Consider the following 13,296-nt stretch of genomic DNA (forward strand, 5'->3'; position numbering starts at 1 on the left):
GGAAGGTGGCATGGTGTCAGGCTCCGCTTCCACCAGGACGGCGCGCACCGGGCCTCGCAGCGCCGAGCCCGGCACAGTACGATCCGGCCAACACGCGCACGCGAGGGAGGACCAACGTTGGGACGCATGACCGGCGGAGACCCCTCACTGCTGCGGCGCATCAACTCCGCCGTGGTGCTGCACGCGCTGCGCGGTACGGAGCGCGCCACGCTGACCGAGATCACCCGGGTCACCGGCCTGTCCCGGCCGACCGTCGAAGGGGTCGTCGAGGGGCAGATCGAGGCGGGGCTGGTCGTGGAGGTGGCGGCCGAGGAGGGGGCCGCGCGACGGCAGGGCAGGCCCGCGCGGAGGTTCCGGTTCCGCGCGGAGGCCGGGTACCTGCTGGGGCTGGGGATCGGTTCGCACCGCGTGTCGGCCGTCCTCTCCGATCTCGACGGCCGGATTCTCGGCACCGCCCAGAAGGCCGTCCTCGCCTCGGCCCCGGCCGACGAGCGGCTGGAGCGGCTGCGCGCCACCGTCGCGGACCTGCTGCGCCGGACGGGGGTGTCGCGGCAGGCGGTCAGGGCGGTCGGGGTGGGCAGCCCCGGCATCGTGGAGGCCGACGGGACGGTCCGGCTGGGCACGGCGCTGCCCGAGTGGACCGGTCTTGAGCTGGGTGAGCGGCTGCGCCGGTCGTTCCGCTGCCCGGTGCTGGTCGAGAACGACGCCAACACGGCCGCGGTGGCGGAGCACTGGAGGGGCGCCGCGGCCGGCTCTGACGACGTCGTCTACGTGATGGCGGGGCTGAGCCCGGGCGCGGGCTCACTGATCGGCGGCCGGCTGCACCGGGGGTCCGGCGGGGCGGCCGGGGAGATCGGCGCCCTGCACCTGCTGGGCCGCGGGGAGACCCCGGAGACCCTGCTGTCGACCAACGGCGAGCCGCTGCATCCGCTGGACGAGCAGGCGGTGACCGCGGTCTTCGCCGACGCTCGCGACGGCGACGCCCAGGCCCGGGCGGCCCTGGACCGGTTCGTGCGGCGGCTGGTGCACGACGTGGCCGCCCTGGTGCTGGCGCTCGATCCGGAGGTGGTGGTGATCGGGGGCTGGGCGGCCGGACTGGACGGCGTACTGGAGCCGCTGCGCGAGGAGTTGGCGCGGTACTGCCTGCGGACGCCCCGGGTCGCGCTCTCCCTCCTCGGGGAGGCCGCGGTGGCCACCGGGGCGCTGCGCCTCGCCCTGGACCACGTCGAGCAGCAGTTGTTCGCGGTGGAGACCACGGTGACCGCCCGGCGCTGACCGGAACACCCGCGAAGCCGCGCACGGCCGCCGGGACGAGTCCGGGCGGCCGTCGGTGGGAAGGCGAACGGCGGGTCAGGACGCCTGACGGTCCGGAGAGTGGTGGATCTCCACACCGTCCGCGCCGAAGGTCAGGCGGCAGGTGTCGGCCCGGTAGGTGGCCAGCGAGACGGCCGCGGTGGCGCCGCCACCGAAGTAGCGGGTGGTGACGACGAGGACCGGGGCACCGGGCAGCCGGTCGAGGGCGCGCGCGTCGTCGGCCCGGGCGGAGCCCAGTTCGACGGAGCGGTCCTGGCCCCCGAACTCCGTCCTGCGCAGTTCGCGCAGGACGGCGCGGGCCCGGGCGGGGCCGGCCGGAGCGTCAATGGCGGTGAGTTCCGGCACCGAGGAGGCCGGGATGTGGACCAGTTCGGCGGCGACGGGCTGGCCCTCGGTCACCCGGGTCCGGCGGACGATGTGGACCGGCTCGTCCCTGGCGACGCCGAGCATCTCTGCGACGGCGGCGGGCGCCGGGGCCCGGTCGCACTCCTCGGCCTGCCAGGCGTCACCGGGCGCGCCCGGCCAGCCGAGCCGGGCCGAGCCGACGGCCACGCCGACGCGCGGCGGCGCGACGGTGGTGCCGACGCCCCTGCGGCGCTGGAGGCGCCCTTCGAGCTCCAGTTGCTCCAGCGCCTGGCGGAGCGTGGCGCGCGCGACGCCGAAGCGGGCGGCGAGGTCGCGCTCGTTCGGCAGCACCTGGCCGACGGCGAACTCGGAGTCCAGTGCCTCACTGAGGACGGTCCTGAGCTGCCAGTACTTCGGCTCCGGCACCGATTCCAGCTGCGTGGTCCCCACCCTGATCCTCCGCAATCGCCTTGTCCGGCGGTGTTTTCCGTGCCCTTGTTTATTAAAGGTTCCTTCACTAACCCCAGCGACGATAGGGCGCGCCTGGGACTTGGTCAAGACCAATCCTGCGGCGAACCCGGGGCGCCCCGGCGCGGTGCCGCACAGCGTTCACGCATCGTTCGTACGTGCCGCACAGGGGGGCGAACGCCGCACCGCGCCGCTCCCGTGACGGCCGGCCGGGAGGGCGCTCGGGGGCACCGGGGGCTACCGGCCGGTAGGGCTTACTGACAAGCTGTCCGGCAGCACACGCCAAGTCCTGCGCGGGTCCCGCGCGTTCACGTCGAGGAGCTGCATGACCGCCACCGTCTCCTTCCGTATCGACACCCCCGCCGGTTCTCGCGAGGTGAGCGCCGTTCACGAACGTCTCGGCTCCGGCGAGCCGGTGGTGCTGCTGCACGGCATAGGGCACCACCTCCGGGCGTGGGAGCCGGTCACCGGCATCCTCGCCGCCGAACGCGAGGTGATCGCCGTGGACCTGCCGGGGTTCGGCGCCTCCCCCGGGCTGCCGGACGGCGTCCCGTACGACCTGCCGACCGTCGCCCGGGCCCTCGGCAAGCTCTGCGAGACCCTGGGGCTGGACCGTCCGCACGTGGTGGGCAACTCCCTGGGCGGGCTGCTCGCCCTGGAACTGGGCCGCCAGGGGCTCGCGCGGACGGTCACGGCCCTCTCCCCGGCCGGATTCTGGACCGAGGGCGAGCGCCGGTTCGCCTTCGGCACGCTGCGCGCGATGCGGCAGGCGGCCCTGGCCATGCCGCTGCCGGTGGTCGAGCGGGCGGCCCGCACCGCCGTCGGGCGCGCCGCCCTCCTCAGCGCCATCTACGCCCGTCCGACGCGCCGTCCGGCGGCGGCGGTGGTCGCCGAGACGCTGGCGCTGCGCGAGTGCACCGGTTTCGAGCCGACCCTGGCGACCGGGCGCGACGCCCTGTTCACCCACGACGTGCCGGACGTCCCCGTGACCGTGGCCTGGGGAAGCCGCGACCGACTGCTGCCACGCCGCCAGGGCGTGCGGGCCAAGCGCGTCATCCCCGAGGCCCGGCTGATCCGCCTGCCCGGCTGCGGGCACGTCCCGATGAACGACGACCCGGCGCTGGTCTCCCGCGTCATCCTGGATGCCACCCGCTGACGCCGTCGGCGGGGGCCGGGCCAGGCGCCACCCGGCCCCCGCCGCCCACCTCACGCTCGAACCAGTTGACCGGCAGGGCGAGGAGCGGCGCCAGGGCTCCGGCGCTCAGCTCGCCGAAGACGCGGACCGGCGGACATCCGTGCGAGCCGACCAGATCCGCAACCTTCGGGCCTTCCGCACCGACGGATCGGCCTCGGCGGCGTCGCCGGCGCCTCGGTCCCGGACGCCCCGCCCCCGCGCTCTCCGACCGCCTGGGCTCCTTCTCCTCCCCGGCCTCCTGGCACCCCGTCACCAACACGGCGAATCCCGCCCGCGCCCTCGCTCCCCTGCCCATGCTCCGGCCCTCCACGGCGACACCCCCCGATGGCCCGGGGCGGTTCCACCCTCCGCCGCCGGAGGGGGCCGGCGAGCCACGGGGACCGGTCGGGTCACGGGGCGGGCCCGGATGCGGCCGACCGGGCAGACGCCAGGTTCGAGCCGGAAAGAGGAGCCCCTTTCGATACCCGTGGAAGAACTGCCCACGCATTCCACTCCATGAGTTCGATTGGCCGACCGAAGGGCTGCGAAATCCATGGATCCGCCACTACTGTTCCGGTATGGGTCTTGAGGCATGGGGGTTGGTGGTGGGCGTGGTCGGTACGATCGCCGCGGTCGTCTCGACCGGCATCGAGGTGCGCGGCCGAAGAGTCCGCAGACGGGCTCCCGCCCTCGCCCCGCCCCCGGTCGACGGGGGCGGGAGCTATGACGTGTTCGTCTCCTACGCCGAGTCGGACAGCGAATCCGCGAGAAGACTGGCCGACCGGCTGCGTGCCGAGGGGCTGCGCACGTTTCTGGCCGAGTGGATCGGCCCCGGCCTCGTGGAGAGCCTGGAGAAGGAAGCGGCTCTGAGCTCCTCGGTCAACGGCGTCCTACTCTTCAGCGCCGCGACCATGAACGACCCCGCCATCCGCGACGAGTACGCCGCCCTGCTCGGCCGCGCCCACACCGGCGGCCGGCTGTTCGTCCCCGCGCTGGTCGAGGACGTGGAGCTGCCGCCCTTCGCCCGCATCCGCAGGCCGGTGGATCTGCGGGACCCGGGCAGCGCCCAGTTCGACCGGAGCCTCGCCCTGCTGGTGCGAGCCGTGCGGCCCCGGAGCGATGCGCCCTGATCGACGTCTTCCTCTCCTACGCCCACGAGGACGCCGCGTGGGTGAGAAGACTCGCCGGCGGTCTCTCCCGGCGCGGTCTCAGGGTCTTCTTCGACGAATGGGACGTGCTCCCCGGAGACGTGGTCGTGCACCGTACCGACGCGGCGATCGGCGACGCGGCGTGCGCCGTCGTGGTCCTCAGTCCCGCTTCGGCGGTGTCACCGCGGGCGCTTGAGGAGTACGCGGCCCTGGCCACGGCCGGAGCCACGCGGGACCTGCGGTTCATCCCCGTACTGATCGGCGACGCCGCCCTTCCGCCCTTCGCCGCCAACCGCGTCTGGCGCGACTTCACGAACGTCGACGGGTGGGAGTACGAGGCCAAGGTCGAGGAGCTCTCCACCGTCATCCGGGGCGAGCCGGTCGCGGCCCTGCCGGGGGGCTCCGGTACGCCGCCCGAGGAGAACCTGGCGGCGGCGCTGCCGTCACCGCCCCGTCCGCTCACCGCCCCGGACCGGCCCGCCTTCGTGCTCTGCTACGCCCCGGCCGACGCCGCCTACGGCGCCGCCCTCGCCGAGCAGTTGCGTACCGCCGGGCTGACCGTCTGGTCGGCCGCCGACCTCCGGCCCGGCGATTCCCAGTTCTGGACGATCCGGAGGGAACTCTCCTTCGCCGCGGCCGTCGTCGTACTGATGTCACCCCACTCGCAGGACTCCGACGACATCACCAGCATGATCCTCGAAGGAATCCTCCACCAGCGCCCCTTCTTCCCCGTCCTGCTGGAAGGGCGGCGCAACTACCACCTCGCGCACACCTGGTACGTCGACGCGCGCGACGGGCGGCTGCTGCGCCCCGCCGAACTCGACCTGCTGCGGGAGCTGGACGCCGCGCGGGACCCCGGCCTGCCGGGCACCCCCTCCCCGGCTTTCCCGAGCCCTTCGGCCCACCCCACGGTGGGGGCGGTACGGGTGCCGCCGGCCTCCTCCCTCGAACGCCTCGACGCCTACCTGGGAGCCGGGGAACTGGCCCACGCCGACCTCCAGACCACGGCCGCCGTCCTGGAGGCGGCGGACCGGCTCGACGAGGGGTGGGCTGGGGCACGGCACCTGCGTGCCGTCCCCTCCTCTGTGCTCGCCGGGATCGACGCCGTGTGGGCGGACCACTCACACGGGAGGCAGGGCCTGCGCGCCCAGGCCGCCCTCGCCCGGGTGCGCCGCGCGCGCCACGCGGACTTCCTCGCGCTCTCCCTGGCCTGCGGCTGGCGGAGCGCGGCGGAGGCCGCCGTACCGCTCCGCTACCGCGACTTCACCGACCTGGCGGGACCCGGTCCGCGCACCGGCTTCTTCCCCACGCTGCGCAATCCCCAGAACGAACTCTTCCTCGACTGGTACGACCAGTGGACCGCCACGGTCCTGGCCGTCCACCTGCACCCATGGGACGAGAGGAACCACAGGTGAATCTGATTGTCTTCCTGATCGCGTTCTGTGTGGCCGCGAGCCTCGACACGCCAGGGCGGTTCGCCCCCGTGGGCATATTCGGCATCGCCGTACTGGTGCGCCGCTCGATCCACCTGCACCGCCTGCGCAAAGAGCAGGACGAGAGCTGGAAGAACAACGGGTTCGCGGAGGCCGGACTCATCATGGCTCTTCTCCCCCTGACCTACGAGGAGTTGAAGGAATTGCCTTTCACCGTCATCGCCCTGGGGCTTCTCGCCGTCGCGCTACTGTTCGCCGCCTTCGTCGCGTGGCGCGGCTACCGCTCCGTCCCCGCCGGGCACGTCGGCGTCGTGCGCCGGGTGCAGGGGTCGAGCGATCCGGAGTTCCGGCACGTCACCCCGTACGACACCCGGGGCGTCCTGGCGCGCACGCTGCTGCCCGACCGCCCCAGCTGGCTCATGCCGCTCGTCTACGAGGTCGAACTCGTACCGCGGACGCGGGTGGCCGAGGACAGGATCGGCATCGTCACGGCCAAGGCGGGGAAGGCCCGCCCGGCCAACCGCTCCGTGGGGCTGCCCGTGTCGTGCGACCACTTCCAGGACGGCCAGGCCTTCCTGCTCAACGGAGGCGAGCAGGGCAAGCAGGTCGACACGCTGGCCAACGGCCAGACCTACGACATCAACCCGGAACTCTTCGAGGTCGAACAGGTGGCCCGGGTCCACGTCCCCCCGGGCACGCTCGGCCTGGTGAACGCGAAGGCAGGCGCGATCCGGCCGCCCGGCCGCCACTTCGGACCGCACGTGGAGTGCGACGACTTCCAGGACGGCGGCCGGTTCCTCAGCGGTGGCGGTGAGCAGGGCAGGCAGCTGGCCATCCTGCAGGGAGGCGCCTACTACAACATCAACCCGGCGCTGTTCGACGTCGTCACCATGGACACCGTCGGGGAGAGCGGCGGGGAGCTGACCGCCGAGCACCTGCGGGAGATCTCCATCCCCATCGGCTACACCGGCGTCGTGATCACGCTCGACGGCGCCGAGCCAGAGTCGTCCGACCAACTCGGGCCCCGCGTTCCCGGGCACGAGGGCTTCCGGCTGCCGTGGGTGTTCCTCCGGAACGGCGGGACCCGCGGGGTGCAGGAGGAGACCCTCCGCGAGGGCACGGTCTGCGCCCTCAACCCGTACTTCGTCCGTGTGGTGCTGATTCCGACGCGTCTTCTCTTCCTGGAGTGGAACGACAAGACCCCCGCCAAGTCCCGGAACTACGACGCCCATCTGGCGCGCATCGCGGTCACCGTCCAAGGCCACCGGCTGTTCGTCGAGGTCAGCCAGACGCTCCAGATCCCGCCGGAGTCCGCGCCCGTGCTGGTCAGCAAGAACGGCGGCAGCCAGCTGACGGCCCTCGGCGGCCTCGACCGGGACCCGCTCCCCGTCCAGCGCTTCGTCGAACGGGTGTTGGGCGCCATCGTCGCCTCCTACTTCAACGAGATCGCCGCCGCGGCCACCGTCAAGGAGTTCCTGGAGGCGTACGCCGAGACCCGGACGGACCTGGCCTCCCAGGTGCGCAACGCGCTACAGGCGTGGGGCGTGGAGTCCCGGAACACCACCCTGGGCGAGTTCAGGGCCGAGGACCCGATGCTCAACGAAATCCTCAAGAGGCCGGCCCATGAGCAGATGCGGCGTGAACTGCTCGACGTGGAGCTGGCCAACGCGGAGCGCGAGGACGCCATCGACGCGATCCGGGTGCAGCGCGAGAGCCGGCGCGTGGAGCTGGAGCTCAAGGCCCGCATCGACGCGCTGGGGCTCAACAACGTCATGGTGCTGGAGATGCTCACGGAGATCACCAAGGCACCCGTGCCCCAGTTCATCGGTGGTGGCGACCTCTCCGCCTACCTGGAGACGCAGCCGATCGCGCGGCTGGAGGAACTGCTGGACAAGATGCGCGGCCTGCACGGGCAGGCCGCGCTCGCGGACGACGCCCGGCCCTCACTGGACAAGGGGGACACCCAGGCGGACCTCCCGGCCCAGGGCGGCGTCCGGGGCGCCCCGGAGGAGACGGGGTAGGCCGTGTTCTCGTACAGCTGCCGCTACCCGGCATGGCGCGGAACGTGATGGGGCTGGGTGGACGTCCTCGGCGGTGCCGTGTCACTCCCCGCAGGGGCCAGGCCGCGAAGGCAGTCGGCGGCGGACCGGGCGCGCGTCGCGTCCCGGCCGTCGAGGACATCCAGCCCGCCCTGCTCGTCCACCAGCCGCCGCAAGGGGCTGGTAGGGCTTTGTCTCGTCTCTGGGCAAGTGGTCGCCTCGGTGGTCCGAAGTGGCGGCTCGCGCTGGGCATGTTCGACGAACTGGCCACGGTCGGGCTGCGGCCCGCGGTGCTGGTCGCGGACACCGGCCACGGAGCGGACGCCGACTTCCGCCACGGCCTGGAAGACCGCGGACTGGCCTGTGCGCTGCAGGTCAAGGGTGAAACGACGGCCCATACCGTACTGGATCTCCAACCTGCCGGCCGACCTCCCGGCCCGGGATCTGGTCCGGCTCGCTCCGCCACGGTGGCGCATCGAGCACGGCGACCGCGAGCGGAAGACGACGCTCGGCCTCGACCACTTCGAGGGGCGACCGTTCACCGGCCGGCACCGACACGTCACCCTCGCCACCGCCGCCCTCCTCCTCCTGACCGAACAGCGGTCCTGCCCGAAAGTCCCTGCCAGGGCCTGACGCCCTACCAGGTCCCGGCCCTCCTCCACCACCTGTTGGCCACCTGGCCCGCCGCCTGCCCCACCTGCCGACAACCCACCCCGGGGCAGCCCTACGACACCACCTGACAAAGCCCTCCTAGGGCGTCCCGCGGGTGGACAGACTGGATTCGCCGAGCCTCGGCTCCCCGGTGAGGGACCAGATCCAGCCCGTTCGGTCCTCGGGGCAGCCCCCACCGAACGGCGGATGTTCACTGAAAGTTGGCTCCGGCGCCGCACGCCCAGGCCCGCCGGCCAGCACAGTGGCGCCCGGACACCCAGGCCCGGCACCGCCGACGAGCAGGAGGCACCCCATGACGCCCGCCCCCGACCACCACTCCCCCGGCCCCGCGGGCCCTTCCGGCGTCAACCGGCGGCGGCTGCTCACCGGGTCGCTGGCGGCCACCGCCGCCTTCGCCCTGCCCGCCGCCGGTGCGGCCCCCGCCTTCGCCCGCTCGGGGCGTCCGGCCGCACGCTGGGGCGTCCAGGCCGGTGACGTGGGCGCGGACGGCGGTCTGGTCTGGGTGCGGTCCGACCGCCGGGCCCGCATGGTGGTCGAGACCTCGGCCACCGAGTCGTTCCGCCGCCCCCGACGCTTCCAGGGCCCGCTGCTCGGCCCGGACACCGACTTCACCGGCACCACCCGCCTGCGCGGCCTGCCCCCCGGTCAGCAGATCCACTACCGCGTCCTGCTCACCGACCCCGACGACCCGCGGCGCGGCGGCGAACCGGTCACCGGCACCTTCCGCACCACCTCGCCGACAAGGCGCGACGTGCGGTTCACCTGGTCCGGGGACATCGCCGGACAGGGCTGGGGCATCAATCCGGACCGGGGCGGCTACCGGGTCTTCGACGAGATGGGGGCGCTCGACCCGGACTTCTTCCTGTGCAGCGGCGACACCATCTACGCCGACAGCCCGATCGAACCGGCGGTGACCCTCCCGGACGGCCGGATCTGGCGGAACACCACCACCGAGGAGAAGGCGAAGGTCGCCGAGACGCTGGAGGAGTTCCGGGGCAACTTCCGCTACAACCTGCTGGACGAACCGCTGCGGCGGTTCAACGCGCGGGTGCCGTGGATCGTGCAGTGGGACGACCACGAGGTGCACAACAACTGGTACCCGGGCCAGCTCCTGGACGACGACCGCTACACCGAGAAGCGCGCCGACGTGCTCGCCGCACGGGCGCTCAGGGCGTTCGGCGAGTACTTCCCCCTCTCCACGCTTCCCACGCGCACCGCCGACCGGGCGGGCCGGGTGTACCGGGTGCTGCGGCAGGGGCCGCTGCTCGACGTCTTCGTGCTGGACATGCGCAGCCACCGGCGGCCCAACTCGCCCGGCCGGGAGGCCGACGACGCGGTGGGCATCCTCGGGGCCGAGCAGCTGGCCTGGCTCAAGCGGGAGCTGTCCCGCTCACGCGCGGTGTGGAAGGTGATCGCCTCCGACATGCCGCTGGGCCTGGTCGTCCTCGACGCCGACCGGCACGTGGAGGCCGTGGCGCAGGGGGACCCGGGAGCGCCGCTGGGCCGCGAACTCCAGATCGCGGAGCTGCTGCGGCACATCAAGCACCGGCGGATCACCGGCACCCTCTGGCTCACCGCCGACGTGCACTACACCTCCGCCCAGCACTACCTGCCCGAGCGGGCGGCCTTCGGGGACTTCGCGCCGTTCTGGGAGTTCGTCACGGGCCCGCTGGCGGCCGGCGGCTTCCCGGCGGCCGGGCTGGACGGGACGTTCGGGCCCGACCAGGTCTTCGTCCGGGCGCCCGGCCGGGCCAACGTCTCCCCGGCCGAGTCGCCCCAGTACTTCGGCGCGGTCGACATCGACGCCGGGAGCGGGGAGCTGACGGTGCGGCTGCGCGCAGAGGGCGGCCGGACGCTGTTCCGCAAGACGCTCCAGCCGGGTCTGGTCGGCCAGTGAGCGGGCACGAACGACCGGCGTGAACCTGGCGAAAGGGGCCTGAGCACGCTTAACCGGTCGGTCACAACACGTTCGCGATCAGGCAACACCGCTCCTGCACCGTGGGGGCATGACGACGGAGACGACTGACACGACGCCCGCCACCGGGACGGGAGAGGACCCGGCGGCGGGCGCGAGGAGCGCGGCGCGGGTCCTCTCCCGCCGGGCCAGGCGCTGCCGGCGCCGCGCGCCGGGGTCCGGGGCCCACCACCGGCGGCGCGGCCTGGTGGAGCTGGCGGGCCTGTTCGCTGCGGTCGCGGTGGCGGACGCCCTCGCCAGGACTGCGGCGAACGGGCCCCGGGGGCCCGGGGCGCTGCTCGTCACCGCGGTGGCGCTACTCGTCACGGCCGCGGTGCACCGCTGGTGGGCGCGGCGCCATCCGCACGCCCCGCCCCCGGCGGACACCGGGCCCGCACCGGACACCGCGGGCGGCCTGGCGGAGACTCCCGAGGGGGCCCCGGGCGCCACGGCCCTGTGGCGGATGCGGACCACCGTGCGCGACGAGCCGGGCTCGCTGGCACAGCTGTGCGCGGCCCTGGCCCGGCGCAAGGTCGACATCCTGAGCCTGCAGACGCATCCGCTGGCGGACGGAACCGTCGACGAGTTCCTGCTGCGGGCCCCCGAAGGGCTGGCCGCCACCACGCTGCCCCGTGCGGTCGCCGGGGCGGGCGGCAGTGGTACCTGGATCGAGCGGGCCGACGCCCACGACCTGGTCGACGCTCCGGCGCGGGTCCTGGGCCTGGCCACCCGCACCGCCCTGGACCCGGCCGAACTGCCGCTGGCCCTGCGCCAGCTGCTGGGACGCTGCACGATCCGCTCGGTACCCGCGGCCCGGGCGGCGGACGGACAGGTGGTGCCGGTGGAGGGCGTGCTGGACGGAACGGTGCTGCGGCTGCGCGCCCCGGACGACGGAATGATCACCATCGAGCGGCCTCACCTGCCGTTCACGCCCACCGAGTTCGCGCGGGCGCGGGCGCTGGTGGAGCTGGACAACCGGCTGGGGGCGCGACTGCCTCGGACCCCTCACGTGATGACGCTGGACCGGGGCGAGGCGGTCACGGTGCAGCGCGCGGACGCCGATGACCTGCCCGAGGCCCGCGCCCTGCACGAGCGCTGCTCGCCCGAGACGCTGGCCAAGCGGTACCACGGCCCGGTCCGCGACGCCGACCGCTACCTGGACCACCTGCTGAGCCCGCGGTTCGGCCGGACACTGGCCGCGCGGGACGCCGAGGGCCGCGTCGTGGCCCTCGGGCACCTGCTGTGGGACGGCGACGAGACGGAGATCGCGCTGCTGGTGGAGGACGCCTGGCAGCGCCGGGGCATCGGCGGCGAACTCCTCGGCCGGCTGGTCGCGATGGCCGTGGAGGCGGGCGGGGAGAGCGTCTACGCGGTGACGCAGGCGTCGAACACCGCGATGGTCGCCGCCATGCGCGGACTCGGGCTCCCCCTCGACTACCAGATCGAGGAGGGCACCCTGGTGATCACCGCTCGCCTGGACGTCACTCCGGTGTGCTTGCGGCCCGCGGTCGACCCGCGTCCCGGGAACGCGCGTCCGGGGCGCTGACCCGCCCGCTCCCGGCGGCTCCGTTCCCGGTCTCCCTGCCGAGGGCGGAGTCGAGGTCGTTCCAGAGGTCGTCGGCGTCCTCCAGGCCGACGGAGAGGCGCAGCAGCCGGTCGCTGACGCCGTGGGCGTGCCGGTCGTGGGCGTCGACCACGCGGTGGCTGATGGAGGCGGGGTGCTGGATGAGGGTGTCGACGCTGCCGAGGCTGACGGCCGGGGTGATGAGCCGTACACCGGCGATGACCTGGTGCGGGTCGCCCGCCGTCTCGAAGGCGATCATGGCGCCGCCGACGGCCGGATAGTGGACGCGGGCGACGCGCGGGTCGGCACGGAGCCGTTCGACCAGCTCTGCGGCGGTGGCGGAGGCGGCGCGCATCCGGACCGGCAGCGTGGACAGACCCCGCAGCAGCAGGTAGCCGGCGAGCGGGTGCAGGACTCCGCCGGTGGTGAAGCGGACCTGGCGCAGGGTGCGGGCGAACTCCTCGTCGCAGGCGACGACGCCGCCGAGCACGTCGCCGTGGCCGCCGAGGTACTTGGTGGCGCTGTGCAGCACGATCCGGGCGCCGGACTCGGCGGGCCGCTGGAGGACGGGGGTGGCGAAGGTGTTGTCGGCCAGCAGCGGCACCGTGCCGCAGGCGTGGGCGACGGCGCGCAGGTCGATCTCGGCGAGGGTGGGGTTGGCGGGGGTCTCGACGAGGACCAGGCCGGTGTCGGGGCGGATGGCGTCGGCGATGCCGGCCGGGTCGACCCAGGTGACCTCGGTGCCGAGCAGCCCGGTGTTCAGCAGGTGGTCGCTGCACCCGTACAGCGGGCGGACGGCGACGACGTGCCGCAGGCCGAGCGAGGCGCGGGCCAGCAGGACGGCGGTGAGGGCGGCCATGCCGCTGGCGAAGGCGACGGCGGCCTCGGCCCCCTCCAGCCTGGCGAGGGCGGTCTCGAAGCGGCCGACCGTGGGGTTGCCGAGGCGGGCGTAGACCGGCGGGCCGTCCAGTTCGGCGCCGGTGGCGGCGAAGTCGTCGAGCCGGGCGGCCTCGGCGCGGCTGTCGTACGAGGGGTAGGTGGTGGAGAGGTCGAGCGGCGGCGCGTGCAGGCCGAGGGCGGCGAGGTCGTCACGGCCCGCGTGGACGGCTTCCGTGGCCAGGGCCCGGGGTGCGGGCGGCGGCGTGGCGGGGGTGTGCGCGGCGTCGGTGGTCATGGGCCGAGGGT

10 protein-coding genes and 1 pseudogene are annotated in these 13,296 nt (G+C 73.9%); 9 read left to right on the forward strand and 2 right to left on the reverse strand.

Features of this window, described 5'->3' with window-relative positions:
- The first annotated feature begins 126 nt into the window (after positions 1 to 126).
- Complete coding sequence (locus ACSLIC_RS01620) at positions 127 to 1,275, forward strand: ROK family protein (protein WP_436735883.1); 1,149 nt, start codon at positions 127 to 129, stop codon at positions 1,273 to 1,275.
- Positions 1,276 to 1,350: 75 nt separating this feature from the next.
- On the opposite strand, the gene ACSLIC_RS01625 is transcribed toward ACSLIC_RS01620, so the two are convergent.
- Positions 1,351 to 2,109: a GntR family transcriptional regulator gene (locus ACSLIC_RS01625; RefSeq protein WP_436735884.1), complete on the reverse strand. Its 759-nt coding sequence runs from the start codon at positions 2,107 to 2,109 to the stop codon at positions 1,351 to 1,353.
- 343 nt (positions 2,110 to 2,452) lie between these two features.
- Between ACSLIC_RS01625 and ACSLIC_RS01630 the strand changes: the two genes are divergently transcribed.
- The 8 genes and pseudogenes from ACSLIC_RS01630 (at position 2,453) to ACSLIC_RS01665 (ending at position 12,093) form a co-directional block, all read left to right on the forward strand.
- Positions 2,453 to 3,283: an alpha/beta fold hydrolase gene (locus tag ACSLIC_RS01630; RefSeq protein WP_436735885.1), complete on the forward strand. Its 831-nt coding sequence runs from the start codon at positions 2,453 to 2,455 to the stop codon at positions 3,281 to 3,283.
- 596 nt (positions 3,284 to 3,879) lie between these two features.
- Positions 3,880 to 4,431, forward strand: a complete 552-nt coding sequence (locus tag ACSLIC_RS01635) for a toll/interleukin-1 receptor domain-containing protein (protein ID WP_436735886.1) — start codon at positions 3,880 to 3,882, stop codon at positions 4,429 to 4,431.
- Positions 4,431 to 5,864 (forward strand): toll/interleukin-1 receptor domain-containing protein, encoded by a 1,434-nt coding sequence (locus ACSLIC_RS01640; protein WP_436740242.1) that lies wholly within the window; start codon positions 4,431 to 4,433, stop codon positions 5,862 to 5,864. The genes ACSLIC_RS01635 and ACSLIC_RS01640 overlap by 1 nt, the downstream gene beginning before the upstream one ends.
- The gene (locus tag ACSLIC_RS01645) at positions 5,861 to 7,903 is read left to right on the forward strand and encodes an SPFH domain-containing protein (RefSeq protein ID WP_436735887.1); all 2,043 of its coding nucleotides are present in this window, start codon (positions 5,861 to 5,863) and stop codon (positions 7,901 to 7,903) included. The genes ACSLIC_RS01640 and ACSLIC_RS01645 overlap by 4 nt, the downstream gene beginning before the upstream one ends.
- A 269-nt stretch (positions 7,904 to 8,172) precedes the next feature.
- Positions 8,173 to 8,343: pseudogene (locus tag ACSLIC_RS01650) on the forward strand (transposase); the annotation flags it as partial.
- Positions 8,303 to 8,554 (forward strand): transposase, encoded by a 252-nt coding sequence (locus ACSLIC_RS01655; RefSeq protein WP_436735888.1) that lies wholly within the window; start codon positions 8,303 to 8,305, stop codon positions 8,552 to 8,554. The pseudogene ACSLIC_RS01650 and the gene ACSLIC_RS01655, both read left to right, overlap by 41 nt.
- A gap of 331 nt (positions 8,555 to 8,885) precedes the next feature.
- Positions 8,886 to 10,490: an alkaline phosphatase D family protein gene (locus tag ACSLIC_RS01660; protein WP_436735889.1), complete on the forward strand. Its 1,605-nt coding sequence runs from the start codon at positions 8,886 to 8,888 to the stop codon at positions 10,488 to 10,490.
- 109 nt (positions 10,491 to 10,599) lie between these two features.
- Positions 10,600 to 12,093, forward strand: coding sequence for a GNAT family N-acetyltransferase (locus ACSLIC_RS01665; RefSeq protein WP_436735890.1), 1,494 nt, complete (start codon positions 10,600 to 10,602; stop codon positions 12,091 to 12,093).
- Here ACSLIC_RS01665 and ACSLIC_RS01670 read toward each other — a convergent pair.
- The gene (locus ACSLIC_RS01670) at positions 12,029 to 13,285 is read right to left on the reverse strand and encodes a trans-sulfuration enzyme family protein (RefSeq protein ID WP_436735891.1); all 1,257 of its coding nucleotides are present in this window, start codon (positions 13,283 to 13,285) and stop codon (positions 12,029 to 12,031) included. The two genes, ACSLIC_RS01665 and ACSLIC_RS01670, sit on opposite strands and share 65 nt — an antisense overlap.
- Positions 13,286 to 13,296: the final 11 nt, after the last annotated feature.

Origin of the sequence: Streptomyces sp. BBFR102 (genome assembly GCF_051397025.1) — a bacterium.
GTDB lineage: Bacteria > Actinomycetota > Actinomycetes > Streptomycetales > Streptomycetaceae > Streptomyces.

Bases quoted from the DNA above. Each gene is read 5' to 3' on its own strand.
- ACSLIC_RS01635 (WP_436735886.1), top strand. From the start codon at position 3,880: ATGGGTCTTGAGGCATGGGGGTTGGTGGTGGGCGTGGTCGGTACGATC.
- ACSLIC_RS01630 (WP_436735885.1), top strand. From the start codon at position 2,453: ATGACCGCCACCGTCTCCTTCCGTATCGACACCCCCGCCGGTTCTCGC.
- ACSLIC_RS01620 (WP_436735883.1), top strand. From the start codon at position 127: ATGACCGGCGGAGACCCCTCACTGCTGCGGCGCATCAACTCCGCCGTG.
- ACSLIC_RS01660 (WP_436735889.1), top strand. From the start codon at position 8,886: ATGACGCCCGCCCCCGACCACCACTCCCCCGGCCCCGCGGGCCCTTCC.
- ACSLIC_RS01670 (WP_436735891.1), bottom strand. From the start codon at position 13,285: ATGACCACCGACGCCGCGCACACCCCCGCCACGCCGCCGCCCGCACCC.
- ACSLIC_RS01665 (WP_436735890.1), top strand. From the start codon at position 10,600: ATGACGACGGAGACGACTGACACGACGCCCGCCACCGGGACGGGAGAG.